General features: G+C 62.2%; 19 protein-coding genes and 1 riboswitch. Of the genes, 10 read left to right on the top strand and 9 right to left on the bottom strand.

Annotated elements, in window-relative coordinates:
* Positions 1 to 142 precede the first annotated feature (142 nt).
* Positions 143 to 892, top strand: a complete 750-nt coding sequence (locus FHT75_RS23975; RefSeq protein ID WP_063474990.1) for a histidine phosphatase family protein — start codon at positions 143 to 145, stop codon at positions 890 to 892.
* Positions 893 to 987: 95 nt separating this feature from the next.
* Here the strand turns inward: FHT75_RS23975 and FHT75_RS23970 are convergent, their stop codons facing one another.
* Positions 988 to 4,140 (bottom strand): efflux RND transporter permease subunit, encoded by a 3,153-nt coding sequence (locus tag FHT75_RS23970; RefSeq protein ID WP_183845008.1) that lies wholly within the window; start codon positions 4,138 to 4,140, stop codon positions 988 to 990.
* Between the two features lie 5 nt (positions 4,141 to 4,145).
* Entirely contained in the window at positions 4,146 to 5,324 is a 1,179-nt protein-coding gene (locus tag FHT75_RS23965; protein WP_176707368.1) for an efflux RND transporter periplasmic adaptor subunit, read from the bottom strand.
* 232 nt (positions 5,325 to 5,556) lie between these two features.
* On the opposite strand from FHT75_RS23965, the gene FHT75_RS23960 reads away from it, so the two are divergent.
* Positions 5,557 to 6,117, top strand: a complete 561-nt coding sequence (locus tag FHT75_RS23960; RefSeq protein ID WP_047611603.1) for a TetR/AcrR family transcriptional regulator — start codon at positions 5,557 to 5,559, stop codon at positions 6,115 to 6,117.
* A gap of 119 nt (positions 6,118 to 6,236) precedes the next feature.
* Here the strand turns inward: FHT75_RS23960 and FHT75_RS23955 are convergent, their stop codons facing one another.
* Positions 6,237 to 7,676, bottom strand: a complete 1,440-nt coding sequence (locus FHT75_RS23955; protein WP_063475200.1) for an FAD-binding oxidoreductase — start codon at positions 7,674 to 7,676, stop codon at positions 6,237 to 6,239.
* A 222-nt stretch (positions 7,677 to 7,898) separates the two neighbouring features.
* Between FHT75_RS23955 and FHT75_RS23950 the strand changes: the two genes are divergently transcribed.
* On the top strand, positions 7,899 to 10,211 hold the full coding sequence (locus tag FHT75_RS23950) for an NADP-dependent malic enzyme (protein WP_063474992.1): 2,313 nt from the start codon (positions 7,899 to 7,901) through the stop codon (positions 10,209 to 10,211).
* Positions 10,212 to 10,277: 66 nt separating this feature from the next.
* Here the strand turns inward: FHT75_RS23950 and FHT75_RS23945 are convergent, their stop codons facing one another.
* Positions 10,278 to 10,814, bottom strand: a complete 537-nt coding sequence (locus tag FHT75_RS23945; RefSeq protein WP_063474993.1) for a ribonuclease H — start codon at positions 10,812 to 10,814, stop codon at positions 10,278 to 10,280.
* Between the two features lie 339 nt (positions 10,815 to 11,153).
* On the opposite strand from FHT75_RS23945, the gene FHT75_RS23940 reads away from it, so the two are divergent.
* Positions 11,154 to 12,245 carry a DUF2865 domain-containing protein gene (locus tag FHT75_RS23940; RefSeq protein ID WP_063475201.1) on the top strand — a complete coding sequence of 364 codons (1,092 nt, stop codon included), beginning with the start codon at positions 11,154 to 11,156 and terminating at the stop codon, positions 12,243 to 12,245.
* A gap of 3 nt (positions 12,246 to 12,248) precedes the next feature.
* Here FHT75_RS23940 and bluB read toward each other — a convergent pair whose 3' ends face one another.
* Entirely contained in the window at positions 12,249 to 12,938 is a 690-nt protein-coding gene (gene bluB / locus FHT75_RS23935; RefSeq protein ID WP_063474994.1) for a 5,6-dimethylbenzimidazole synthase, read from the bottom strand.
* 40 nt (positions 12,939 to 12,978) lie between these two features.
* A riboswitch (cobalamin riboswitch) is annotated at positions 12,979 to 13,167 on the bottom strand.
* Between the two features lie 196 nt (positions 13,168 to 13,363).
* Here bluB and FHT75_RS23930 point away from each other — a divergent pair.
* The 4 genes from FHT75_RS23930 to FHT75_RS23915 all read left to right on the top strand — a co-directional run bounded on the left by FHT75_RS23930 (position 13,364) and on the right by FHT75_RS23915 (position 18,906).
* Positions 13,364 to 14,767 carry an MFS transporter gene (locus FHT75_RS23930; protein WP_063474995.1) on the top strand — a complete coding sequence of 468 codons (1,404 nt, stop codon included), beginning with the start codon at positions 13,364 to 13,366 and terminating at the stop codon, positions 14,765 to 14,767.
* Positions 14,768 to 14,998: 231 nt separating this feature from the next.
* The gene (locus tag FHT75_RS23925) at positions 14,999 to 16,873 is read left to right on the top strand and encodes a methyl-accepting chemotaxis protein (protein ID WP_028758679.1); all 1,875 of its coding nucleotides are present in this window, start codon (positions 14,999 to 15,001) and stop codon (positions 16,871 to 16,873) included.
* Between the two features lie 60 nt (positions 16,874 to 16,933).
* Entirely contained in the window at positions 16,934 to 17,515 is a 582-nt protein-coding gene (locus FHT75_RS23920; RefSeq protein WP_028758678.1) for a hypothetical protein, read from the top strand.
* 326 nt (positions 17,516 to 17,841) lie between these two features.
* Positions 17,842 to 18,906: a 3-deoxy-7-phosphoheptulonate synthase gene (locus FHT75_RS23915; RefSeq protein WP_063474996.1), complete on the top strand. Its 1,065-nt coding sequence runs from the start codon at positions 17,842 to 17,844 to the stop codon at positions 18,904 to 18,906.
* On the opposite strand, the gene FHT75_RS23910 is transcribed toward FHT75_RS23915, so the two are convergent.
* Together FHT75_RS23910 and FHT75_RS23905 are read right to left on the bottom strand one after the other, a co-directional pair.
* Positions 18,903 to 19,730, bottom strand: a complete 828-nt coding sequence (locus FHT75_RS23910) for a TolB family protein (protein ID WP_047613965.1) — start codon at positions 19,728 to 19,730, stop codon at positions 18,903 to 18,905. The genes FHT75_RS23915 and FHT75_RS23910 overlap by 4 nt on opposite strands.
* Positions 19,731 to 19,792: 62 nt before the next feature.
* The gene (locus FHT75_RS23905) at positions 19,793 to 21,472 is read right to left on the bottom strand and encodes an NAD+ synthase (RefSeq protein WP_063474997.1); all 1,680 of its coding nucleotides are present in this window, start codon (positions 21,470 to 21,472) and stop codon (positions 19,793 to 19,795) included.
* Positions 21,473 to 21,664: 192 nt separating this feature from the next.
* On the opposite strand from FHT75_RS23905, the gene FHT75_RS23900 reads away from it, so the two are divergent.
* Entirely contained in the window at positions 21,665 to 22,195 is a 531-nt protein-coding gene (locus FHT75_RS23900; RefSeq protein ID WP_028758558.1) for a DUF1003 domain-containing protein, read from the top strand.
* Between the two features lie 22 nt (positions 22,196 to 22,217).
* On the opposite strand, the gene FHT75_RS23895 is transcribed toward FHT75_RS23900, so the two are convergent.
* Complete coding sequence (locus FHT75_RS23895) at positions 22,218 to 22,865, bottom strand: VOC family protein (RefSeq protein WP_063475202.1); 648 nt, start codon at positions 22,863 to 22,865, stop codon at positions 22,218 to 22,220.
* A gap of 101 nt (positions 22,866 to 22,966) precedes the next feature.
* Positions 22,967 to 23,389: a GFA family protein gene (locus FHT75_RS23890; protein ID WP_063474998.1), complete on the bottom strand. Its 423-nt coding sequence runs from the start codon at positions 23,387 to 23,389 to the stop codon at positions 22,967 to 22,969.
* A 295-nt stretch (positions 23,390 to 23,684) separates the two neighbouring features.
* On the opposite strand from FHT75_RS23890, the gene FHT75_RS23885 reads away from it, so the two are divergent.
* Positions 23,685 to 25,523 carry an ABC transporter ATP-binding protein gene (locus FHT75_RS23885; protein ID WP_063474999.1) on the top strand — a complete coding sequence of 613 codons (1,839 nt, stop codon included), beginning with the start codon at positions 23,685 to 23,687 and terminating at the stop codon, positions 25,521 to 25,523.
* Positions 25,524 to 25,549 lie beyond the last annotated feature (26 nt).

The raw sequence follows: 25,549 nt of genomic DNA, 5'->3' as shown, positions 1-25,549 counted from the left end.
ATTGTCCGCCGCCGCGCTGGCAGAATGTCCGTCGCTGCGCTGGCAGAGTGTCCGTCGCCGCGCGGCCCGCCAGCCATGTTGCCCTGCGCATTCAGGGCGTTCATGATGACAGCGATTCATATCCGACAATGCGGGATGGCTGATGCGTATCTTTCTCGTTCGCCACGGCGAATCCCTCGGCAACATCAATGAACAGGCCTATCGCCAATTCGGCGATCATAACGTGCCGCTGACGCAGTGGGGCTATCGGCAGGCGCTGGAGGCAGGCAGCGTGATCGCCTCCTATGTCACGGCGTTGCCGAGCGCCGGTTTCGGCAAGCTGCACATCTGGTACTCGCCCTTTCTCAGGACGCGGCAGAGCAAGGATGCGCTGCTTGCAGCCCTGCCGGAAAGCGTCGTCGGTGACATCAGGGAGGATTATCTGCTGCGCGAGCAAGATTTCGGTCTCTTCACCGAGATCTATGATCATGCCGAACAGAAGCAGAAGTTTCCCGATGAGTTCGAAAAATGGGCAAGGCTGCGCAGCAACAGCGGCAAATTCTACGCGCGGCCGCCGGATGGCGAGAGCCGGGCGGATGTGGCCCAGCGGGTGCGCCTGTTCCTGCAGACCGTCATGCACGACGCCGAAAATAGCGACCACAACGTCGTGATCGTCGGCCATGGCGTCACCAACCGGGCGGTGGAAATGAACTTCCTGCACCGCCCCGTCGAGTGGTTCGAGCGCTCCGACAATCCCGGAAATGCCGATATCACCTTGATCGAGGGGACGCGCTCGCAAGGATACGAGTCGATCCTGCTGCATCAGGCGGTCGATCGGCAGCCGGGACAGGAAGGCGAACTGCGCGATGCCTATGGCACCGACGTGACGATCACGCCGAAGCTCGGCGGCTAGCAACACAGCCAAGAAATGAACGGCCCGGTGCGAAGGTGTGTGGCGGTTTGCGCAAGGCAACCTGCCAACTCGTCGGTTCAGGCGGTGACGTCGCGTCAGCTCGGTGACGTCATGGTTGCCGGCTCCTGCGCGGTCGAGGCTTCCTCGTTCATCGCCTCCGGCCGTTTCGTCCTCAGGAGACGCAGCACGAAGACGAAGAAGACGGGAACGAAGAAGATCGCCAGCACCGTCGCCGAGATCATGCCGCCAAGCACGCCGGTGCCGATGGCATTCTGGCTGGCCGCACTTGGCCCGGTGGCGATCGCCAGCGGCACCACGCCCAAGGTGAAGGCGAGCGAAGTCATGATGATCGGCCGGAAGCGCAGACGAGCGCCTTCGATCGCAGCCTCCATCAGCGATTTCCCTTCGGCAAAGCCGTCCTTGGCGAATTCGACGATCAAGATGGCGTTCTTCGCCGACAATCCGATGATCGCGATCAGGCCGACCTTGAAGTAGATGTCGTTGGACATGTCGCGGCTCATCACCGCGAGCACGCAGCCGATGACGCCGAGCGGCACGACCAGCATCACCGACAGCGGGATCGACCAGCTTTCGTAAAGCCCCGACAGCAGCAGGAAGACGAAAAGAATGCTGAGGCCGAACAGGAACGGCGCCTGCGATCCAGATCTGAGCTCCTCCAGCGACTGGCCGGTCCATTCGAAGCCGAAGCCGTCGGGAAGTTCGGCTGCCAGCCGCTCCATTTCGGCAATCGCCGCGCCCGATGAATATCCCGGCGCCGGAGCGCCGGAAATGCGCACGGCGGGGTAGCCGTTATAGCCGACGATCTGCGCCGGTCCCTTCTGCCATTCGGCGATGGCGAAGGACGACAGCGGCACCATGCCGCCGCTCGCATTGCGGACATTGAGCTTCATCAGGTCTTCGGCCTGAAGTCTGCTCTTGTCCTGCGCCTGCACTATGACGCGCTGCATGCGGCCCGAATTCGGGAAGTCGTTGACATAGCTCGAACCGAGATTGGCGGTGATCGTGCTGTTGATGTCGGCGAAGGCGACGCCGAAGGTATTTGCCTTTTCGCGGTCGATGACCAGCACGAGTTGGGCCGAGTCGGGCATGCCTTCCGGGCGGATACCGGCGATGATGGGATTCTCAGATGCCTTGCCGATCAGAATGCCCGCCGCCTCGGTCAGTGTCGCCTGGCCCTTCGCCCCACGATCCTGAAGGCGGAAGGTGAAGCCATTGGTCGTGCCGAAACCTTCGATCGGCGGCGGCGACAGCGCGAAGGACGTGGCATCCTTCAGCCCAAACAGCTGCATATTGGCGCGGTTGGAGATCTCCTGCACCGAATTGCCGGCGCCGCGTTCGGCCCAGTCCTTGAGCGTGACAAACACCAGGGCGGCGTTCGGTCCCTGCCCGGAGAAGCTGAAGCCCTGGATCGCGACGACGTTGGCAACGGCCGGTTCCTTCCTGAAGATCGCCTCGATGCTTTCGAGCGAAGCCACGGTGCGGTTGCGGCTCGCCTCCGGCGGTCCCTGCACGTCAACGATCAGGAATCCCTGGTCCTCATCCGGCACGAAGCTGCTCGGCAGGTTGACGAAGAGATAGCCGAGGCCCACGACCAGCGCGAGATAGACGGCCATGGCCCGCCAGGAGCGCTTGGCCAATCCCCCGACGGTGCGGGCGTAGCGGCCGGTCAGCCGGTCGAAATTGCGGTTGAACCAGCCGGCGATGCCCTTCTTTTCATGATGGCCCTTGATCGGTTTCAGGAAGGTGGCGCAGAGCGCCGGTGTCAGCGACAGCGCCAGGAAGGCCGAAAACAGGATGGAGACAACCATGGTCAGGCTGAACTGGCGGTAGATGATGCCGGTCGAGCCCGGGAAGAACGCCATAGGCACGAAGACGCAGGAAAGAACCAGCGTGATGCCGAGGATCGCGCCGGTGATCTGTCGCATCGCCTTCTTGGTCGCCTCCTTTGGCGACAGCCCTTCCACCGCCATCAGCCGCTCGACGTTTTCCACCACCACGATGGCGTCGTCGACGAGAATGCCGATGGCCAGCACCATCGCAAACATCGTCAGCACGTTGATCGAGAAGCCGGCGGCATACATGACAGCAAGCGTCCCAAGCAGCGCGACCGGCACGACGAGCGTTGGAATGATGGTGTAGCGGAAGCTCTGCAGGAAGATGAGCATGACGACGAAGACGAGTGCGACGGCTTCTGCGAGCGTATGCGCCACCTTCTCGATCGATGCCGAGACGAACGGGTTGGTGTCGTAGGGAACCGCATATTCGACGCCCGCCGGGAAGAAGCGCGATAGCTCCTCCATCTTCGCCTTGACCAGATTGGAGGTATTGACGGCATTGCCTGTCGACGACAGCTGGATGGCGATCGCCGCACTCGGCTGTCCGTTCAAGCGGGTGGAAAAGCTGTAGCTCTCGCTGCCCTCTTCGATGCGCGCGACATCGCGCAGCCTGACGTTCGATCCGTCGGCATTGGCGCGCAGCACGATGTCTCCGAACTCCTTGGTGTCGGTCAACTGTCCCTTGACCAGCACCGTCGCCGTCAGGTCCTGCGAGATCGGATTGGGTGCGGCGCCGATCTGGCCCGCCGCCACCTGGGCATTCTGCGCCGAAATCGCCGCGCTGATGTCGGAGGCGGTGAGGTTGAGGCCGACCATCTTGTCGGGATCGATCCAGATACGCATCGCCCGCTGCGAGGCAAACAACTGCGCGCGACCGACGCCTTCGAGACGGCGCAGCTCGCCGATGACGTTCCGGTTGAGATAGTCGCCGAGCGCCACCTCATCGGTCTTGCCGTCTGTCGAGGTCAGCGAGATGAACATCAGGAAGCCGGACGACGCCTCCTCGACCGTGATGCCCTGATCCTTGACCGACTGCGGCAACCGCGGCTCGACACGGCGGATGGCGTTCTGAACGTCAACTGAGGCCTGATCGATATCGGTGCCTGCCGCAAAAGTCGCAGTGATCGTCATCGCGCCCGATGTATCGGAGGTCGACTCGAAATAGGAAAGGTGCTCGACCCCGTTCAGCTCTTCCTCGATCTGGCGGGTGACGCCCTGATAGATATCTTGCGGCGACGCGCCGGGATAGCTGGTGGTGATGCTGAGTTGCGGCGGCGCGACCTTCGGATATTGGGCGACCGGCAGGAAGGGCAGCGCGATCAGGCCGGCGATGGAGATGAAGATCGCAAAGACCCAGGCAAGGATCGGGCGATCGATAAAGAAACGTGCCATCGAGCTTACTCCGGCTTCTTGGCGTCACCGGACGCGAGCTGGCCATCCCGCCATTCTTCCGGCGCGACCTTTGCGCCCGGCTGCAGCTTCTGGACACCGTCGACGACGAGGCGTTCGCCCGACGACAGGCCGCTTTCGACGACCCATTCATTGCCGGAGGATTGACCGAGCTCGATATCGCGCGGTTGCGCCACGTCTCCCTCCTGGACGACATAGACCTGCGCCTTGCCATCGGCCGTGCGGATGACGGCGCGCTGCGGAATGAGGATTGCCTTCACACGGACGGCCTGCTCGATGCGAACACGGACATAAAGCCCCGGCAGCAGGTCGCCCTTCGGATTGGGGAATTCACCGCGGAGCGTGACCTGACCCGTCGTCGCATCGACGCTGGCGCTGCTGAAGAGCAGCTTTCCGGCTTCGCCATAGACCGTGCCGTCGTCGAAGACGAGCTTGATATCGGCCTTCCCGGCTTCCGTCGATGCCAGGCTGCCGTTCTCGACCGCCCGCTTCAGCGCCAGCAGGTCTCCGGAGGATTGCGTGAAGTCGGCATAGACCGGGTCAATCTGCTGGATCATCGCCAGTGCATCCCCGGCGTCGGCCGTCACCAGCGCGCCTTCCGTCACCAGCGCGCCGCCGATGATGCCAGTGATCGGCGCCCGGACTTCGGTATAGCCGAGATTGATCTTCGCCTCGTCGAGCGCTGCCTGCGCCAGCGCGACATCGGCATCGGCCTGGGCAAGGGCGACGGCGGCCGCATCATATTCGATACCGCTTGCGACATCGCGGTCGCGCAGCGACTTCTGGCGCTCCAACTGCTGGCGGGCATTCAACTGCGTCGCCTTGGCGCGCTCGAGGCTTGCCTCGGCACTCGCCACGCGGACCCGGAAGAGCGCCGGATCGATGCGGTAGAGCACGTCACCCTGGTGAACGAGACTGCCCTGCTCGAACACCCGTTCCTGCAGGATGCCGGAAACCCTAGCCCGCACTTCCGAAACGCGCGTTGCGGCAATGCGGCCGGGCAATTCGCTGACAACGGGAACCGGACGCGCCTTGAGCGTCAGGACGCTGACGGCTGCAGGCGGCATCGCGCCGCCTTCCTGTGCGTGAGCCGGCAGGCCGGCGCCGAGCAACAGCGCCAACGTCAGCGCGTAACCTAATGATTTCGGACGAAAAAGCATATTCATAAGCCTTCCTGATGGTCCGCTGGGGTCCAAAAAAGCACAGCCCGCCGACATGACGTTCGGCGGGCCTCGTGAACCGACAGATAGTCGATCTTTTTTCGCATTGCAAGATACCTACCGGTCGGTATGATAGTATTCTCATACTTGAAGTTCCCATGGTCCGGCGATCCCGGGAGTGATACTGATCCTCTCGAACCGTCTCGACGCGAAGCTTATCCCGAACACAGGTCATGCATTGGTAGATAGCCCCCGCAACAGAAAGAAACAGCCGGATGTCGTGCGGCAGGCTCTTCTGGATTGCGCCACGAAGCTGGCGCTCGAACATGGTCTCGCCGCCGTCAGCCTGCAGGCAGTCGCCAGCGCAGCCGGCGTGACCAAGGGAGGTCTGTTTCACCACTTCCCCAATAAGCAGGCGCTCATAGAAGCCGTATTCGACGGCATGATGGAAAATCTCGACCGCGAGATCGACCAGGAACTGGAAAGGGATAAGGGCGGCCACGGCACATTCACCCGCGCCTATGTCCGCACGCTATTTGCCGACCGCGCCCTTAACAAAAGCCCTTGGTCGGCGCAGACCATGACCGTGCTTGCCGACCCCTACTCCAAGTCGCTCTGGCATAAATGGATGAATGACCGGCTCATCAAACACGCCGAAACCGACGCTGGAATGCGGCTCGAAATCGTTCGCCTGGCGGCGGACGGAGCATGGCTTGCCCATGTTCTGAGGCCTGACAACCAGGCGGCTCCCGACGACACGGCGCTGTTGCAGGAATTGATCGAACTCACCAAAGGCTGACAAAGAACAGATTGTCACCGGCCGAGGACATCAGTCGTCGAGCACTCGGATCATTTTGCCGCCGCGCGTAAAGCGAACGCGCGGCGCAGGCTCAATGCCTTGATGTCGCGCCATTCCCGTCAGGCAGCCCGTACGGCCGCCGTGGGTTTGACGTTCTGGTTCATCCGGAACAGATTGTTCGGATCGTAACGCCGCTTGATTTCGGCAAGGCGGCTGTAATTGGCACCGTAAGCGCTTTCGACCCGATCGGCCTCGTCCTCCGGCATGAAGTTGACATAGGCGGTGCCGACCGAATGCGGCTTGGTTGCCTCGAAGAGTTCCCGCGCCCAACCGACGCAATTTCCGTCCATTCCCGTTTCCCGCCAGCGGGCATGCACATTCATGACGAAATGCGAGCTGCGCTGCGGAAATGCGGTGGCCTCTGTGGGCACGCGGCCGGCAGCACCACCGACATGGCCGATGAAGATCTCGCATTCCGGTCCGGGCAGCTTGCGCACGGCCTTGAGCAGCACGTCGATTGCCGCATCCGATAGGGCGGCGAAATCCTGGCTCTTCCAGTAATTGCGCGCACCGGGCGTCAGCAGCGGGTCGAATGCCTGCTGCCAGCCGGTGAACGGCACCGGGCCGACGACGTCGGCAATCGGCTTTCCGATCGCGCGCAATCTCGCCGCAGCCTTCTCTCCCGCCGCAATGTCTCCGCAATAGCACATGGCGAGCACCACGATCTCCTTGCCGTGCCATTCGGTGGGAATGAACGGCAGCGGCGGCGCCTGGCGCATCACCACCCAGCAGGTCAGTTCGTCGGGTGCTTCTTCCAGTGCCTGCCGGTACTCCTTAAGCACCTTTTCCGCATCGGCGAAGGGATGCACGACGAGGCCGGCCAGCACCTCTGTGTTGAGCGGGTTGAGCTTGAACTCGAAGGAGGTGACGACGCCGAAATTGCCGCCGCCGCCGCGCAGCGCCCAGAACAGGTCAGGTTTCTCAGTCTCGCTCGCCTTGACCAGCTCACCGTCGGCCGTCACCACATCGACCGAAAGCAGATTGTCGAGCGTTAGCCCGAATTTGCGGGTCAGCCAGCCGAAGCCGCCGCCGAGCGTCAGGCCGGCGATGCCGGTGGTGGAATTGATCCCGGTCGGCAGTACCAGCCCGAAGGCCAGCGTTTCCTTGTCGACATCGGCAAGCGTCGCCCCCGGCTCGATCCTGGCGCGCTTGGTCTCAGGATCGACCCGCACCGACTTCATCGCCGACAGGTCGATGACGATACCACCCTCGCAGACGGCGTTGCCGGCAATGCCGTGCCCGCCGCCACGCACTGAAACGAGCAGATTATTGTCGCGTGCAAACCGCACTGCCCGCACGACATCGGCTGCACCGGCGCAACGCGCGATAAGCCCGGGCCGGCGATCGATCATCGCATTCCAGATCGCCCGCGCATCGTTGTAATCCATATCCTTGCTGGTCAGCAGACTGCCGCGAAATCCGGCGGCAAAGGCATCGATGGCTACGTCATTGACCATCGTCTGACCCCTTTGCAGAGTCGTCAGGTTCAAATTGTCCATGATTTCCTCCATGCGACCGGCGCCCCGCACCGTCGCGGCCGGCATCCTGCGCCTGTTGAGGTCGTCAAACAAGTTTTCCAAAAGGATTAGCTAACCAGGGCCGCCGCTTGGCCCCACGGCACGCCCATCACGAAAACTTTTCCCATCCCCCATTTCCATACTGTCGCCCGTATCCGATTGATGTATGGAGGGAACTCCAAAAAGACGTGCACGGAGGCGGCAATGGATCACCCGGATAAATCCAAGACGGAAAAGAACCTGACGAGCGGCGATCTCGACGAACAGGCGCTTTTCTTCCACCGCTATCCCCGTCCGGGCAAGTTGGAGATCCAGGCGACCAAGCCACTCGGCAACCAGCGCGACCTGGCGCTCGCCTATTCGCCGGGTGTTGCCGCGCCCTGCCTCGCCATCCGCGACAATCCCGAAATGGCGGCCGAATACACCTCGCGCGCCAATCTCGTCGCCGTCATCTCCAACGGCACCGCCGTGCTCGGCCTCGGCAATATCGGCCCGCTCGCCTCCAAGCCGGTTATGGAGGGCAAGGCCGTACTCTTCAAGAAATTCGCCGGCATCGACGTCTTCGATATCGAGATCGATGCCGCAAGCGTCGAGCAGATGGTCTCGACCGTCTCCTCGCTGGAACCGACCTTCGGCGGCATCAACCTCGAAGATATCAAGGCGCCGGAATGTTTCGAGGTCGAGCGGCGCCTGCGCGAGAAGATGAAGATCCCCGTCTTCCACGACGATCAGCACGGCACGGCGATCATCGTCGCCGCCGCGATTCTGAACGGGCTGGAACTCGCCGGCAAGAACATCGCCGACATCAAGATCGTCGCCTCCGGCGCGGGTGCTGCCGCCCTTGCCTGCCTCAACCTGCTTGTCATTCTCGGGGCGAAGCGCGAAAACATCTGGGTCCACGATCTCGAAGGCCTCGTCTACGAGGGCCGCACCGAGCTGATGGACGAATGGAAATCCGTCTATGCCCAGAAGAGCGACACGCGCACGCTGGCCGAAAATATCGGCGGCGCCGACGTCTTCCTCGGCCTGTCCGCCGCCGGCGTCCTGAAGCCGGAGCTGCTGGCGCAGATGGCCGACAAGCCGCTGATCATGGCGCTCGCCAACCCGACGCCGGAGATCATGCCGGATCTCGCCCGCGCCGCCCGCCCCGATGCGATGATCTGCACCGGCCGCTCGGATTTCGCCAACCAGGTCAACAACGTCCTCTGCTTCCCCTATATCTTCCGCGGCGCGCTCGATTGCGGCGCCGAGACGATCAATGAGGAAATGAAGATGGCGGCGGTGCGCGCCATCGCCGCGCTTGCCCGCGAAGAGCCGTCCGACGTCGCCGCCCGTGCCTATTCCGGTGAGACCCCGGTCTTCGGTCCGGATTACCTCATCCCCTCGCCCTTCGATCCGCGCCTCATCCTGCGCATCGCGCCTGCGGTCGCCAAGGCAGCAGAACAGAGCGGCGTGGCGCGTCGCCCGATCCAGGATTTCGACGCCTACCTCGACCAGCTGAACCGCTTCGTCTTCCGCTCCGGCTTCGTCATGAAGCCGATCTTCACCGCCGCCAAGGCTGCAGAGCGCAAGCGCGTCATCTTCTCCGAAGGCGAGGACGAACGCGTGCTGCGCGCCGCCCAGGTGCTGCTCGAGGAAGGCCTCGCCGAACCGATCCTGATCGGCCGCCCGCAGGTCATCGAGACGCGCCTCAAACGCTATGGCCTGCGCATCCGCCCGCTGCAGGATTTCGAGGTGATCAATCCGGAAGACGATCCGCGCTTCCGTGAATATGTCGATCTCTATTTCTCGCTCGTCGGCCGTCGCGGCGTCATTCCCGAAGCCGCCCGCACCATCGTGCGCACCAACACCACCGTCATCGGCGCGCTGGCGCTGCGGCGCGGTGAAGCCGATGCGCTGATCTGCGGCCTCGAAGGCCGTTACGAGAAGCATCTGCGCGACGTCCGCCTGATCATCGGCAAGCGCAAGGATGTCCGTGATTTCTCCGCACTCAGCCTGATGATCTCGCAGCGCGGCGCCACCTTCTTCACCGACACCTACGTCACCTTCAATCCGACCGCCGAGGAGGTTGCCGAGGCGACGGTGCTGGCGGCCGAGGAAATTCGCCGTTTCGGCATCACCCCGCGCGCCGCCCTCGTCTCGCATTCGAACTTCGGCTCGCGCGAATCCGAAAGCGCCACGAAAATGCGCAGCGCTCTGCAGCTCGTGCGCGACGCCGCTCCCGATCTCGAAGTCGACGGCGAGATGCACGGCGAAAGCGCCATCACCGAAGCGCTGCGCAAGCGCGTCATGCCGGACACGACCTTGCACGACGAAGCGAACCTTCTGGTCTTCCCGAACCTCGATGCCGCCAACATCACGCTTGGTGTCGTCAAGTCGATGACCGACGGCCTGCATGTCGGACCGATCCTGCTCGGCACGGCCCTGCCCGCACACATCCTTGCCCCTTCGGTCACCTCCCGCGGCGTCGTCAACATGGCGGCACTCGCCGTCGTCGAAGCATCGCAGCCGGCCTAAGCCGGCTCCTCATTTCGTCATGCTCAGGCTTGTCCTGGGCATCTGCAACCGGTTGATATGAAACAGCTATCGGGCGCCTTGTAACGAAAGGCGCCCTCTATCCGCAAGCGCATCCGCACGTTCGTTGCCGGCGATGCCGAAATGGCCTTTGCACCAGGCAATTGCCACCAGACCGTTCTGGGACAGCTGAAGGTCAACCGCTTTCCAGAGTTCCGCATTGGCGATCGTTCGGCTTCGGCCATTGCCATTCGGGCTGCTTTTCTTCCAGCCATTGTTCTTCCAGATATGCCGCCGGCTGTTGCAGCCTTTGACGACGTAGACGGAATCCGACCAGATGGTCGCAGCTTCGCCTGTCGTTTGGCTATTGATCCATATTGCCGCGTTGAGGACGGCGGCCAATTCCATCGAATTATTGGCGGAATCTTCGACGCCGCCGAAGCCGGAGGCGATCTCCACGGCATCGCGATAGGCGACAAAAGCCCAGCCCCCATGCCCGGAACCGGGTTCGTAGCAACCGTCGACGAAGAGGTGGAGGCCATGTTGGCCTTCCGATATTCCGACTGTTGTTGCAGGGAAGTGAAGCTTGTTGGAAATGCTCGTCATTTTCTCCGCTTTTTGCCTTCGCTGCGCCAGCGCAATTTGCGACTGCCTGCTCGCCCCGAAGCGGAACATTCGAACTGTACCTCTGCGTTGTGTCAACCATTGACGATGGTGGCGGCAACAGCGCCCGCCCCGACCGAGAACTGTAGGGCAATGTGGATCATGGACAATGAATCTGCCCCGACCTCCCCTTACGGAAGATTACCCGCGTCTGCTGGATAAGATCGCGAAAATGCGCTAGGATTTTCTCCAAGCTCATTAAGAGAAACGCCTTAAGAGACAATGCGCGGCGATCGAGGCCGCAATCGACCGATCGACTTTTTGCTCACCCCGGACGACGCCGTGAAACGCCGAAACCTGTCTCTTGCCCTCCTCCTTGCCTTCGCAGCGCCCGCCGCCGCGCAGACGAGCGCGGTCTGCGAGGACCTGCGCGGCCGTCTCGCCGATCTGCCGCGATCGATCGGCAATAGCAACGGCCGGGAGGCGCGCCAATATGCCAGCGCCATGGCCGAGCAGAACCTCGAGCTGCGCAAGGTTCGCAACGAGCTGCGCAACAATGGCTGCACCTCGGGCAGCATGGTCGTGATCGGCGGCGAGAATGCCGATTATTGCGGTGAACTCTCGCAGTCCGAAGCCCGCATGATCGACAATATCCAATATCTCCAGGACCGCCGTAACGAGCTGGCCGGCCAGAGCGGCGATGATGGGACACGCCGTGAACTGATCGCCGCGCTCGATCTCAATGGCTGCAACAGCGAAAACTTCTATGCCCCGAGCGATCGCAACGCCGCCGACCCCGCCCCGAGCATCGAGGAGCAGGCGATGCGCACCGATACCTTCATTCCGCTCGGCGGCGGTGAAGAGGTCGATCCGCGCTACGGCCTGCCGCGGGCCGAAATGCTCTCGCCGGTCAGCACCATGTGCGTGCGCACCTGCGACGGCGGCTTCTTCCCGATCAGCTCGAACGCCACTTCGGTCGATTTCGGCCGCGACGCCCAGACGTGCGCCAAGATGTGCCCGGGTATCGAGACCGAGCTGTTCTATCGTGACGTGACGAGCACCGAAGCCTCGAACATGATCTCGGTCGCAACGGGCACGCCCTACAGCGCCATGAAAAACGCCTTTGCCTACAAGAACCGCACGCCGGGGGAAAAGTCCTCCTGCGCCTGCAATCTCACCGCCTACTACGATGAGATGCGCGGCAAGCAGCCGTCAAGCGAACCGCCGCAACAAGGTTCGATCACCACCATCCGCACCAATCCCACGGCGAAGGATGCTGCCGCAGCCCCACCGCAACCATCCGTCCCGGAGCGCCCCTACGATCCCGTGCAGAACAAGGTCCGCCAGGTCGGCCCGCAATTCCTTGCCGGTGATCAAGGCTCGATAGACCTCGCCAATCCGGCAACGCCGGGGCCGCAGCCTCAACAGCAGTGATTGCTACGGGTCGTTGCGTCCCCACCCGTCATGGAAGACGAGCTCTTGGAGCGGCAGACGCTGCCGCCAGCCTTTGACGGACAGTTCCGGCTCGTCATAAAGCAGATCGACGAAACCGGCACAGAGCCAAGCGACCACCTCGATATGCTCGGGTATGCCGAGAATGCTTTTCAGATCGCCTTCGCGAAAAATGCTGACCCAGCCGATGCCGACCCCTTCCGCCCGCGCCGCAAGCCAGAGATTCTGGATGGCGCAGACTGTGGAATAGCTATCCATCCTGGGATTGTGGGTGCGCCCCAGCACCACGCTGCCGCTGCGGGTGGGGTCGCAGGTCACGCCTATGCCGAGCGGTGCCTCGGTGATGCCTTCGAGCTTGAGGGAGCGGTATGCCTGCCGCCGCTCGCCGGTAAACATCAGCGCCGCCTCCTCATTGGCCTTCACAAAGGCGTCCTGGACGCGCGCCCGGACCGCGGCACTTTTCACCAGAATGAAATTCCACGGCTGCATGAAGCCGACGGAGGGCGCATGATGGGCGGCCGTCAGCAGCCGCTCCACGACATCGTCAGGCAAGGGATCGGGCAGGAACTGGCTGCGAACGTCGCGCCGCGTCTTGATCGCGTGATAGACGGCCTCGCGCTCGGCCAAGGAAAAACCGGACGCCGCCGAAAGGGCATCCTCATCAAAGGGTCGCATCGTCAAATCCCCAACAACGCAACCGCCCGCCGTCCGCGCGGATCGGTCAATCTTGCCAGGCCGGTCTTCTGACTCGGCGTCATCCGTCTGCCGCAGCCTTCCCGGCGAGAAGCCAGTGGCGAGATGAAGCGGCAAGCGTCGGCCTTACAGCGTTGGGCACGTTCCGGCCTTGCACCGGATTCCCGATTCTCCCGCGTTGATGGCGGGCACCTGACGGCGCATCTATTTCAGGAAAGCGCGGCGACGGCAAGCCGGCCCGAGGACGCAGTCGGGAACCACGTTGAGCCACGCACCCTCCCGCGTCGGTTTGAAGCGGCTCGACAAGCTCCTTCATCCATAGTTTCTATGGCCTTATCACCACCGAAGGCGTATGGACGATACAGTCCCTCGCAGCATCCCGGTTGCCCGTGCCCCGCCTCACGCCCATGATCCTTGCGGTCGCCCTGTTCATGGAACAGATGGATTCGACCGTGATCGCCACCAGCCTGCCGGCGATCGCAGCCGATATCGGCACCTCGCCGATCGCGCTCAAGCTCGCCGTTACCAGCTATCTCGTGGCACTGGCGATCTTCATCCCGATCAGCGGCTGGATGTCCGATCGGTTCGGTGCGCGCAACATCTTCCGCATGGCGATCTTCGTCTTCATGATCGGCTCGGTCGCCTGCGCTTTCTCCAACTCGATCACGGCCTTTGTCATCTCGCGGCTGATCCAGGGCGCCGGCGGCTCGATGATGACGCCTGTCAGCCGCTTGCTTTTGGTCCGGGGAACGCCGCGCCACGAACTCGTCGACGCCATGGCCTGGCTCACCATTCCCGCCTTGATCGGCCCGATCATGGGGCCGCCGATCGGCGGTTTCCTCACCACCTATCTCACCTGGCACTGGATCTTCTGGATCAACGTCCCAATCGGCGTGCTCGGCATCATCCTCGTCACCCGTTTCCTGCCGGCGGTCGAGCCGCGCAGCCCGCGGCCGATGGATTTCCCGGGCTTCTTCCTGTGCGGCCTCGGCTTCTCCGGCTTCGTCTTCGGCGTCTCGGTGATCAGCCTGCCGGCCGTGCCCGTCATCTACGGTTATGTCACGGTTGCGATCGGCATCCTTGCCGGTCTCATCTACCTCCTGCATGCCCGCCGCGCACCCTATCCGCTTCTCGATCCGAAGATGTTCCGCTACCCGATGTTCCGGGCGGCGATCCTCGGCGCCTCGAATTTCCGCATGGGGCTCGGCGCGCTGCCCTTCCTGATGCCGCTGATGCTGCAGCTCGGCTTCGGCCTGACGCCGCTGCAATCGGGCTCGGTCACCTTCGTCAGCGCACTCGGCTCCATGGGCTCGAAATTCGCCGCCTCGCGCACCTTCAATGCCTTCGGCTTCCGCACCGTCATATCAATCACCACCTTGCTGGCGGCGATCTTCCTCGGCATCAACGGCCTGTTCACCGCCGAAACCCCGCTTTTCCTGATCATGGCCTGCCTGCTGATCGGCGGCCTGTTCCGCTCCATGGCTTTCTCGGGCGTCAACGCCATGGCCTTCGGCGATGTCGACGCCGCCGACAGCAGCCAGGCAACCGCGATCAATGCCGTTGCCCAGCGTATCTCCATGGCAATGGGTGTGGCGATCGCCGGCGGCATCCTCGAAATTTCGAGCAGCTTCCATGGCGGCCGGCTGCTGGTCTCGGATTTCCACGTCGCCTTCTTCAGCGTCTCGGCGATTTCGGCGCTCGCCTGCATCACCTTCCTGCGGCTGCCGCGCGATGCCGGCGCGGAACTGACGACGCGCCGCCGCAAACACCGGCAGACGGAGCCCGAAGAGGCGATCGCGGAAAACAGCTGATCGCGGCAGATCACCAGCGGGCGTGATAGCGAAATCACACGCGTGTGCTCCGGCATCCCTTTCTACTTTATGATTTATTCACACATCAAATACACACTGCGTTTGCGCGTTTTGGGTCGCTATCAGGACATGGGCATGAGCGCTCGTGATGTGACCGTCAGCGTGGATGCCCGTATTGATACGCCGGTCGGGAACATGTCCGACTGAGCCGCAATTCTAGGCCCCCGCGGAATGTTCCAATTTTTGAAAACGATGCCTCTGACAGCCAAGCTGGCGGCGATTATCGTGGCCGTCAATCTGTGCGGCATTTCCGCCTTTGCTACCTACACATGGATGTACGAAACCCGAGCGCTGATCGACGGCGCCAAGGCGAACTGGTCCAAGGATGCGGAGCAGTTTGCCTCTCTGGCGGCGGGCGGCGTGAAATGGGGCAAGGCGAATGCCGTTCGAGAGGCTTATTCGCTCTACCGCGACGATCCCTCGCTCGATCTCGTGCAGTTTGCCGCATTCAATGCGGAGGCGGTCGCCGTCGACACCTGGACACGCGACGGCATCAACGGTCTGCCCGCAGCGGTCGATCTGGCGAAGGGCCTGAGTGCAAAGCCGGAAAAGACGACCATCAATGACGGCGGGTTATCTGCCGGCGTGGTGACGATCACCGCACCGCTTCCACTGGATAAGTCAGGCAAGGTCACCGGTTATATTGTCACCAACTGGTCCGTCGAAAAAATCGCTTCTGAAGTCAAGCAGAAGGTTCTCGTTTCGCTGCTCACGCAGTCCGCGATCACCGCATTGGCCGTCATCGCCTTCCTTCTTGCCATGCGCAGCCTCGTTGGCCGGCCCATCCGGATCATCAGCGAACGGATCAGCGCCTTGCAGAAAGGCGACCTGGCCTCTCCCGTCACCTACAAGGAAAATGGCGACGAGATCGGCTTCCTGGCGCGTGCGTTGGAAGTTTTCCGCCACGAGGCGATTGCGAAGGTCGAAAGGGAGCAGGCCGCTGCCGAGCAGAGCGCTTCGCTCGATGCCGAACGGGCGCGCAACGCATTGTTCACGGAAGAGGCCAGCAATACGCAGCGGCTGGTCATGACCGCTCTCGCAAATGCATTGGAAAAGCTCGCCGCAGGCGACTTCTCCGTACACCTGGCCGATCTCGGTCCGGAATTCGATAAGTTGCGGCAGGATTTCAACAACATGGTCGAGGCCGTCGCCGCCGCACTGACGGAGATCAAGGCCGCCTCCGTGGCGGTTGAAGGCGGCTCGAGCGAGCTTGCCTCCTCCGCGGATCAACTCGCCAAGCGGACCGAGCAACAGGCGGCATCATTGGAACAGACCGCTGCCGCATTGGATGAGATGACCACCACCGTCCGAACATCGTCGCAGCGCGCCGAAAATACCGGGAAGCTGGTCGAGGAGACGAAGCGCAGCGCTCACGTCTCGGCGACGGTGGTGCGTGATGCCATCGGCGCGATGGACCGTATTCAGACCTCGTCGAGCCAGATCGGCCGCATTATCGGCGTCATCGACGAAATCGCCTTCCAGACGAACCTGCTGGCGCTGAACGCCGGCGTCGAGGCGGCGCGTGCGGGCGAAGCCGGCAAGGGTTTTGCAGTTGTCGCGCAGGAGGTGCGTGAACTCGCCCAGCGGTCGGCAAATGCCGCCAAGGAAATCAAGAACCTGATCAATGTGTCCGGCCAAGAGGTTGCCGCAGGCGTCGGGCTGGTGAACGAAACCGGCGACGCTCTCCTGAAGATCGAGGAGCAGATCAACCGCATCAGCGACAGTATCGCCTCCATCGTCCAGTCCTATCGCGAACAGGCGACCGGTCTGCAGGAAATCAATGGCGCGATCAACCAGATGGATCAGGCGACGCAACAGAACGCGGCAATGGTCGAGGAAACCAATGCGGCCTGCCAGGAACTGCTGTCGCAGGGACGCCAACTGCAGGACTCGGCCGGCAGATTCGTCGTCGGCGCGGCCGCGGCCAGCCAGACCAAACCCGTTCAACCCGCCCGCCAATCTCGTCCCGAACCCCGAGCCTACGTGCAGCGTCATGCAGGCAATGCCGCCGTTGCCGCCGCTCCCGGTGCCTGGGAAGAGTTCTGACGCCGCCTTCGTCCGATAAGCCTTAGTTCTCAGCAACCTATAATCAGGAAGGAAACAGTTATGAAGAAACTCGTGCCCGCATTTCTTTTGGCCTGCACCGCATTTGCCGTGCCCATGGACGTATCCATGGCTGAGGATGCGAAGCTTGCCCCGATCTTCGACTACGTGAAGAGCGACGTAACGCCCTGGCTGAACGACCCCGCGATCATCGAGGCTGTCAAGGCGCAGGACGCCGCCAACGCCAACCTGAGTGCAGCCGATATCGACGCCCTCGACAAGAAGTGGCGCGCCGAAGTCGATGGTTCCGACCACTCGATGATCGACGGCGTGCTCAACAATGCGCTGTCGAAATTCCTTCAGGCGAAAAAGGAGGCCTCCGGCGGCAAGATTACCGAGATCTTCGTCATGGATGCAAAGGGCCTGAATGTCGGCCAGAGCGACGTCACGTCAGATTACTGGCAGGGCGACGAAGGCAAGTTCCAGAAGTCCTTCGGCGCCGGCAAGGATGCCGTCTTCGTCGATGAGATCGAAAAGGATGAATCGACCCAGACGCTGCAGTCGCAGGCAAGCGTGACGATTTCAGACGACAAGGGAACACCGATCGGCGCCATCACCGTCGGCGTGAACGTCGACGCCCTCTAATCTCAAAGACCCAGCACGCCGCACGAGTGAGATCGAGTGCGGCGTGCTGCCTGCCTCCCGTGCGTGTCGCTCCCGCAAGACCAGTTGCTCTCCCAAGGAACGCGGGTTTTAGGCAGAAAAATCTACGTGACAACGCGCGGCCTTGGCGCTAAACACGCCGCATGTCGATCACGTCAATCAACGCCTCGCGATTTTATTGGTACCGCTACTCACAGCGGATGCGGGTCTATGCGTAACTGAATTCGACGCGACGACAACCCGAACAGCCGCTAGTCTACCTGGCGGCTTTTTTGTTCCGCACGGTATGACCAAACAGGAGCCATACCGTGTCTGATGCCATTGATGATCTTCGTATCCTCGAGATCACGCCCCTCACCAAACCCGCCGATATCCTCGCGGAAATCCACCGCGATCCTGCCGTCACCGACACCGTGACCAGCAACCGTGATGCCATCCACAAGATTCTCCGGGGCGAGGATGATCGCCTGATCGCCGTCATCGGCCCCTGCTCAATCCATGACCCGGTTGCCGCCAGGGAGTACGCCGCGCGGCTGGAGGAACAGCGGCGGCGCTTTGCCGGTGATCTCGAGATCGTCATGCGCGTCTATTTCGAAAAGCCCCGTACGACCGTCGGCTGGAAGGGTCTGATAAACGACCCGCACCTCGACGGCAGCTACCGCATCGAGGAAGGGTTGAGGATTGCGCGACGCCTGCTGCTCGATATCAATGCCATGGGTCTTCCGGCCGGCGTCGAATTCCTCGACACGATTACGCCGCAATACATCGCCGACCTCGTCAGCTGGGGCGCGATCGGCGCGCGCACGACCGAAAGCCAGATCCACCGGCAGCTTGCCTCCGGCCTCTCCTGCCCGATCGGCTTCAAGAACGGCACCGACGGCGGAGCGCGCGTGGCGCTCGACGCGATCCTCGCCGCCTCGCAACCGCACCACTTCCCGGCCGTGACGAAGGACGGACAGGCAGCGATCGCTTCTACGACGGGCAATGAGGACTGCCACATCATCCTGCGCGGCGGCAAGCGGCCCAACTATGAGGCGGCCGACGTCGAAGCTGTCACCGCCGAAGCCGTCAAGCTCGGCGTGGCCCCGCGCATCCTCATCGATGCCAGCCATGCCAACAGCGGCAAGGATCCGATGAACCAGCCGCGCGTCGCCAAATCCGTCGCCGCACAGATCGCTGCCGGAAACCGCCACATCAAGGGCATGATGATCGAAAGCAACCTCGTCGCAGGCCGCCAGGATCTCGTGCCCGGCAAGCCGCTGGTCTACGGTCAGTCGATCACCGATGGCTGCATCGATTGGGATATGTCGGTCGCGGTGCTCGAAGACCTGGCGAAATCGGCACGCGATCGTCGCAAGGCAGCGGCGGCCTAACCCGCCGGAAAGTACCGGACATAGGCGAATTCCTCGCCATCAGGAGACCAGCAGGGCACGTTGATCGTGCCCTGCCCGCCGAAAAGCTCGAACAACGTCTTCAGATTGCCGCCATCCATGTCCATCAGCCGCAGCCGCACATCGAGATCGCGCGGATGGTCGAACACCGAAGGGTCGTAGGACAGGATCAGCACCTTGTCGTTCTTAGGCGACGGATGGGCGAACCAGTTACCCTGATTGTCCGATGTCACCTGGTGGAGACCCGTGCCATCGGGATGGATGCGCCAGATCTGCATCAGCCCGGTACGGCTGGAATTGAAATAGATCCATTGCCCATCGGCCGAATAGTCCGGTCCGTCGTTGCGGCCCTCGCCATGCGTCAACCGCGTCTCGGCGCCACCGTCGACGGAAATCGTGTAGATATCGAAGACGTCGTCGCGGATGCCGCAATAGGCAAGCTGACGACCATCCGGCGACCAGCCGTGCCAGTAGGATGGCAGATTTTGCGTGACGAGCCGCGGCGTGCCGCCTTCGATCGGCAGGATGTAGATCGCCGATTTGCCGAATTCGGTCTTGTCGGAGATGACGATCTCAGTGCCGCCGGGCGAAATGCCATGATCATTGTTGCAGTTGACGGCAAAGCCGGTATCGACCTTGGTGACTTCGCCGCCATCGAGCGGCAGCCGGTAAAGCAGTCCGTCGCCGTTCAGCAGCAGGTAGGAACCGTCGGGCGAGAAGTTCGGCGCCTCCACCAGTCTGTCCGTCTGCCAGACCTCACGGGCCCTGCCGGTCCTGACATTGTAGATCTCAACCGAGCTGCGCATGTTTCCTCCCGAAAAACGTGATGACGTCAGCAATCTCGATTGCGCCAGCGATCCCGATTGCGTCAGCGGTCCCTGAAACGATTGGTGATGGGATAGCGCCGGTCGCGGCCGAAATTCTTCTTGGTGATCTTGACGCCCGGCGCCGACTGCCGGCGCTTGTATTCGGCGAGATAGAGCAAGTGCTCGACCCGATGAACGGTCGCCACGTCATGGCCGCGCGCGACGATCTCTTCGACCGCCATCTCCTTCTCCACTAGGCATTCGAGAATATCGTCGAGCACGGGATAGGGAGGCAGCGAATCCTGGTCTTTCTGGTCGGGACGCAGTTCGGCCGACGGCGCCTTGTCGATGATATTCTGCGGGATCACCTCGCCCGACGGCCCCAGCGCACCCGGCGGCACGTTTTCGTTGCGCCAGCGGGAAAGCGCATAGACCTGCATCTTGTAGAGGTCCTTGATCGGGTTGAAGCCGCCGTTCATGTCACCGTAGAGTGTCGCATAGCCGACCGACATTTCCGACTTATTACCAGTCGTCACCACCATCGAGCCGAATTTGTTGGAGATCGCCATCAGGATGACGCCGCGCGCCCGGCTCTGCAGGTTCTCTTCGGTGATGCCGCTATCCGTGCCTTCGAAAAGGCTGGCGAGCGCGCTGCTGAAACCCGTCACCGGCTGTTCGATCGGCACGATATCGTAGCGGCACCCGAGCGCCCTGGCGCAGTCGGCCGCATCCTTCAACGAATCCTCGGAGGTGTAGCGGTAGGGCAGCATGACGGTGCGCACCCGCTCCTCGCCGAGCGCATCGACGGCAATCGCCGCACAGATCGCCGAATCGATGCCGCCGGAAAGGCCGAGCACCACAGTTTTAAAGCCGTTCTTGTTGACGTAGTCGCGAAACCCGAGCAGGCAGGCGCGGTAATCGGCCTCCTCGCGCTCGGGAATGTGCGCCATTGGCCCTTCGGCGCAATGCCAGCCGCCATCGCCACGCTTCCATGTCGTCACCGCCAGCGCGGTTTCGAACTGGCTCATCTGGAAGGCGAGCGACTTGTCGGCATTGAAGCCGAAACTCGCACCGTCGAAGACGAGTTCGTCCTGGCCGCCGAGCTGGGCGGCATAGATCAGCGGCAGGCCGGTCTCGATCACCTGCTTCAGCACCACCTGATGGCGGATATCCACCTTGCCGCGATAATAGGGCGAACCGTTCGGCGACAGCAGGATCTCTGCCCCGCTTTCGGCCAGCGTCTCGCAGACGCCGAGATCGCCCCAGATATCCTCGCAGATTGGAATGCCGATGCGCACGCCGCGGAAATTCACCGGACCCGGCATGGCGCCCTGGTCGAACACGCGTTTCTCGTCGAACTCGCCGTAATTCGGCAGGTCGATCTTGTCGCGCACCGCAATCACCTTGCCGCCGTCGAGCACGGCGACTGAATTGTAACGCCCGGTCTCGTCCTGCCGGGGAAAGCCGATGAGGACGCCCGGCCCGCCATCGGCGGTATCGGCCGCCAGGCTCTCGACCGCTTTCCAGCAGGCGCGGATGAAGGCGGGCTTCAGCACCAAATCTTCAGGCGGGTAGCCGGAGATGAAAAGCTCGGTCAGGACGAGCAGATGCGCACCCTCCCTGCCCGCATCGGCGCGCGCCTCACGCGCTTTGGCGAGATTGGCTGCGACGTCGCCGACCGTTGGATTGAGCTGGCCGATGGCGATGCGGAAGATATCAGAAAGAGCGTTTTCCTGTGTCATGTCATTTATTTAGCCTGCACCTTTCACGACCGCAACACGTTCGGGCCGAAAGCGGCACCTCGCGACGACGAAATTTTTATGAACGGATCACGCGTGGCTCCGCGCGGCACCGATACGCATTGCAATTTGCCTCCGGAGCGGAATACTGGCGCCGAAAGCGACCGCATCGATAACCGGCATCGGAAACAGGCAATGTCTAATCTTTCGAATTTCGTGCACCATCATTTCGACAAACCGGCCGATGAACTCGGCGATATCGAAAAGCGCGTGCTGGCGAAAACGCACGCGCGCAAGATCATCTCGACCGACGTCAATGCCGCTCTATCCGCCGAGTCATCCTTCGGCGAGCGTATCGCCGATGGCATTGCCCGCGTCGGCGGCTCGTGGTCCTTCATACTCGCCTTCCTCGCCTTTCTCGCCGTCTGGACACTGTTGAACACCATCGGTCTGGTGGCGAATCCCTTCGACCCATACCCCTTCATTTTTCTGAATCTGATCCTGTCGATGATCGCCGCCATCCAGGCGCCGATCATCATGATGTCGCAGAACCGGCAGGCCGAGCGCGACCGCTTCGAGGCCGCCAAGGATTATGAGGTCAATCTCAAGGCCGAGCTCGAAGTGCTCTCCCTGCACCAGAAGATCGATATGAGCGTGCTGACCGAGCTGACGGCGCTGCGCGAGGATGTGGCCCGCCTCAGCGCCGAACTTTCCGCCAGAAGCTGAGGCAGCGCTTATTGCGCAATGATCAGCCGCCCGGACCGGCAAACAGGATGAGATTTCCGTCCGGATCCAGCACGATGAAGTTTCTGGCGCCCCACGGCTCCTTCCTGAGGGGCTGATGGAAGGATACGCCTGCGGCCTGGAAATCCAGGAACAGGCGCTTGATCTCGTCTGATGTACCGACGGTGATCGAGGCTGAAAGCAGATGCTCCCGTTGCCTGATATCGCCGACGAACACGGGCTCGCATACCAGCCTCAGAGCGAGTTGAGCATTGTCGCGGATGACCTGTCCGTAAAACGGCGGGTCGCCATAGACGAAGTCGACCCTGAAGCCGAGTTTGCCGGTGAAGAATTCGCACGACGCTTTGATATCGGTGACGAACAACTGCGCGGATAGCGAACTCAGGATGGCTTGTGGTGCTGGCTGTTCTTTCGGATCTGTCATGGCTGCGGCTCCTGTCTTGAGCGCCTGCCATCCCTCGAAACCCATTTGACGTGCGATCAGGTCCTGCGCGTCGCTAAGCTTGAAGCGCGCCTCCAGCACCTGGCTGTCATCGAGATGACGGAAGCGCGGCAACGCAGCTCTGATCTCGGCTGCAACAGGATAGTATCTTTCGCTGTGCCATCGCAAATACTGCTTGGCCTGCTTTTTGAGGTTTTCGAGATTCGGCATGGGCGCAACTGTTGATACATTGTAGGCGGGCATTGCCCTTTCGACATTCGACGAAGCGCCCTACGCAGCACGGTAAACCTAGCCTCGGCGATCAACCTTTGTCAATCACGGGCCGGCGAGGATGACGATGGGGGATTCACGGCGTATTGCGGCAGGCCGTCCGATATCTCGTAGAAATCGCCCTTGTCGGCACAGTAGATATGATGGCCGAAGGTCAGGCCGCTCGGCGCGTCGAAGGCGCCGGCCATCACCGAAATCTCCGCCGATCCGTCCGCCTGCCAGAACAGCGCGGAGCCGCAATTCGAGCAGAAGCCGCGCTGCGCCTCGTCACTCGACCGGTACCAACGGACCGCCTCAGTGCCATCGACCGAAAGAGCCGCGCGGGCCACATTGACCGCGGCGTAATAAAATCCCGTCTGCCGGCGGCACTGCGAGCAATGGCAGCCAACGACTGGTCCTGGCGTCGCCATCGTTGAAAATCGCACGGCGCCGCAGAGGCAGCCGCCTGTATGCCGTCCGGTCATGATCGCTCTCCCGTTTATGACGGAACGTTGCCGCCGATCGCCCCCGGCGTCAAATCCATTCCGTTCAACGAAATCATCAGAAATCTTGAAAATCGCTGGCCTTATGCATGCTTGGTCGGCTCGAGCACCTGTTGCTCGACGACAACAGCCGCCAACCTCATCTCATCCCGGCATTGAATCGCCGGCTGTTGTCGGCGATACTTAAGGTCCAATTCACTCGACCCCCGGGAGACTGACATGAGAGCGACCCTGTCCAAACAGAAAGGAAAAATCCCCCACAAGGACATTCAGCTTCATGAATATTTCGTTCTCTCGCGCGAGGAAAAGCTCGCGACGCCATAACTCCTTCCTGAACCTTTTCCGTGACGATTCCAGTGCCGCCGACCGCGGCCGGCGTTGGTCGCGCATGCGCAAATTCCTCTCTTACTACCGTCCGCATCTGCCTTTGCTGCTCGCGGATCTGCTTTGCGCCATCCTCGTCGCCGGCACCGCTGTCGCCTTGCCGCTCTGCGCCAACATCGTCACCAGCAGGCTTCTGGCTCTGCCCGAGGCACCGCAGGCCTTCGCACAGATCCTGGCGATGGGCGGCATCATGCTGGCGGTTCTGGCGGTCCAGATCGCTGCGATCTTCTTCGTCGACTATCGCGGCCACGTCATGGGCGCCCGCATCGAGGCCACGGTGCGGCAGGAACTGTTCGAGCATTGCCAGAAGCTCTCGTTCAGCTTTTACGACCGCCAGCGCACCGGTCAGCTGATGAGCCGCATCACCAATGATAGCCTGTGGCTGGGCGAACTCTTTCACCATGGTCCTGAGGATCTTTCCATCGCCGTGCTCAAATATGGCGGGGCCATGCTGGTGTTGTTCTTCATCGATCCGCCATTGGCAGGCATCATCCTGCTGCTCACTCCGGTGGCGGTGGCCTATGCGCTCTATTTCAACCGGCGCATGAACCGCGCGCTCGAGGCCAGCAAACGGCAGATCGCCGCCGTCAACGAGCGCGTCGAGGATGCCCTCGCCGGCATCCGCGTTGTCCAGTCCTTCGCCAACGAGGCGCTGGAGCGCGAACGCTTCGCCGAGCAGAACCGGCGCTTCCTGCAAAGCCGCGCCGAAGGCTACCGCAGCGAGGCCTGGTTCTCGGTCGGCACCGAAACCTTCGCCCAGCTCATCACCATATTGGTGATCATCGTCGGCGGCCTGCGCATTTTGGCGGCGGAGCTGACCGTTCCCGATATGCTGACCTTCCTGCTCTGCGTCGCTGTACTGGTCGATCCGGTGCAGCGGCTCGCCAATTTCGTACGCCTCTGGCAGGAGGGTTACACCGGCTTCATCAGGGCCATGGAGATCCTGGAGATCGCCCCCGATATCACGGATCAGCCGGCCGCCCGTCCAATGGCGGCGCCAAATGGCGAGATCAGCTTTTCCGATGTTGCCTTCGGCTACGAGTCCGATGGTCCGCGCGTCCTCGAAAGGCTGTCGCTGACCATCGCGCCCGGAGAGTTCGTTGCCCTGGTCGGCCCCTCGGGGGTCGGCAAGAGCACGCTTTGTGCGCTCATACCACGCTTCTACGATGTCGAGGCCGGGGCGATCCGCATCGACGGCACCGATATCCGCGAGGTGACGCTGGCCTCGCTCCGCCGCCATGTCGGCGTGGTGCAGCAGGATGTCTACCTCTTTGCCGGTACCGTGGCGGAAAACCTGCGTTACGGCCGGCCCGACGCTACCGACGCCGAACTAGAGGCGGCGGCGCGCGCCGCCAATGCGCACGACTTCATCATGGCCCTGCCCCAAGGCTACGACACCGATATCGGCCAACGCGGCGTCAAGCTCTCGGGCGGCCAGCGCCAGCGCATTACCATCGCCCGCGCCTTCCTCAAAGATCCGGAGATCCTGATCTTCGACGAGGCGACCAGTGCGCTCGACAACGAGAGCGAACGGGCGGTGCAGCAGGCGCTGCTCAGCCTGGCAAATGGTCGAACCACCCTGGTCATCGCCCATCGTCTTTCGACCGTCCGCCATGCCGACCGCATCCTGGTCCTGACGGCTGACGGCATCGTCGAACAGGGCACCCATGACGACTTGATGGCACAAGGCGGCGTCTATGCCGGCCTGCACAGTATCCAGGCCAGCATCTGAGCCGCCATCCCCAAGCACAGCAATAA

This window comes from Rhizobium sp. BK112 (assembly GCF_014193215.1).
GTDB lineage: Bacteria > Pseudomonadota > Alphaproteobacteria > Rhizobiales > Rhizobiaceae > Rhizobium > Rhizobium anhuiense.
The sequence above is the reverse complement of the archived record's forward strand: the minus strand, read 5'-3'. Positions and strand labels throughout refer to the sequence as shown.

Bases quoted from the DNA above. Each gene is read 5' to 3' on its own strand.
- FHT75_RS23975 (WP_063474990.1), top strand. From the start codon at position 143: ATGCGTATCTTTCTCGTTCGCCACGGCGAATCCCTCGGCAACATCAAT.
- FHT75_RS23970 (WP_183845008.1), bottom strand. From the start codon at position 4,140: ATGGCACGTTTCTTTATCGATCGCCCGATCCTTGCCTGGGTCTTTGCG.
- FHT75_RS23965 (WP_176707368.1), bottom strand. From the start codon at position 5,324: ATGAATATGCTTTTTCGTCCGAAATCATTAGGTTACGCGCTGACGTTG.
- FHT75_RS23955 (WP_063475200.1), bottom strand. From the start codon at position 7,676: ATGGACAATTTGAACCTGACGACTCTGCAAAGGGGTCAGACGATGGTC.
- FHT75_RS23950 (WP_063474992.1), top strand. From the start codon at position 7,899: ATGGATCACCCGGATAAATCCAAGACGGAAAAGAACCTGACGAGCGGC.
- FHT75_RS23945 (WP_063474993.1), bottom strand. From the start codon at position 10,814: ATGACGAGCATTTCCAACAAGCTTCACTTCCCTGCAACAACAGTCGGA.
- bluB (WP_063474994.1), bottom strand. From the start codon at position 12,938: ATGCGACCCTTTGATGAGGATGCCCTTTCGGCGGCGTCCGGTTTTTCC.
- FHT75_RS23930 (WP_063474995.1), top strand. From the start codon at position 13,364: ATGATCCTTGCGGTCGCCCTGTTCATGGAACAGATGGATTCGACCGTG.
- FHT75_RS23925 (WP_028758679.1), top strand. From the start codon at position 14,999: ATGTTCCAATTTTTGAAAACGATGCCTCTGACAGCCAAGCTGGCGGCG.
- FHT75_RS23920 (WP_028758678.1), top strand. From the start codon at position 16,934: ATGAAGAAACTCGTGCCCGCATTTCTTTTGGCCTGCACCGCATTTGCC.
- FHT75_RS23910 (WP_047613965.1), bottom strand. From the start codon at position 19,730: ATGCGCAGCTCGGTTGAGATCTACAATGTCAGGACCGGCAGGGCCCGT.
- FHT75_RS23905 (WP_063474997.1), bottom strand. From the start codon at position 21,472: ATGACACAGGAAAACGCTCTTTCTGATATCTTCCGCATCGCCATCGGC.
- FHT75_RS23900 (WP_028758558.1), top strand. From the start codon at position 21,665: ATGTCTAATCTTTCGAATTTCGTGCACCATCATTTCGACAAACCGGCC.
- FHT75_RS23895 (WP_063475202.1), bottom strand. From the start codon at position 22,865: ATGCCGAATCTCGAAAACCTCAAAAAGCAGGCCAAGCAGTATTTGCGA.
- FHT75_RS23890 (WP_063474998.1), bottom strand. From the start codon at position 23,389: ATGACCGGACGGCATACAGGCGGCTGCCTCTGCGGCGCCGTGCGATTT.
- FHT75_RS23885 (WP_063474999.1), top strand. From the start codon at position 23,685: ATGAATATTTCGTTCTCTCGCGCGAGGAAAAGCTCGCGACGCCATAAC.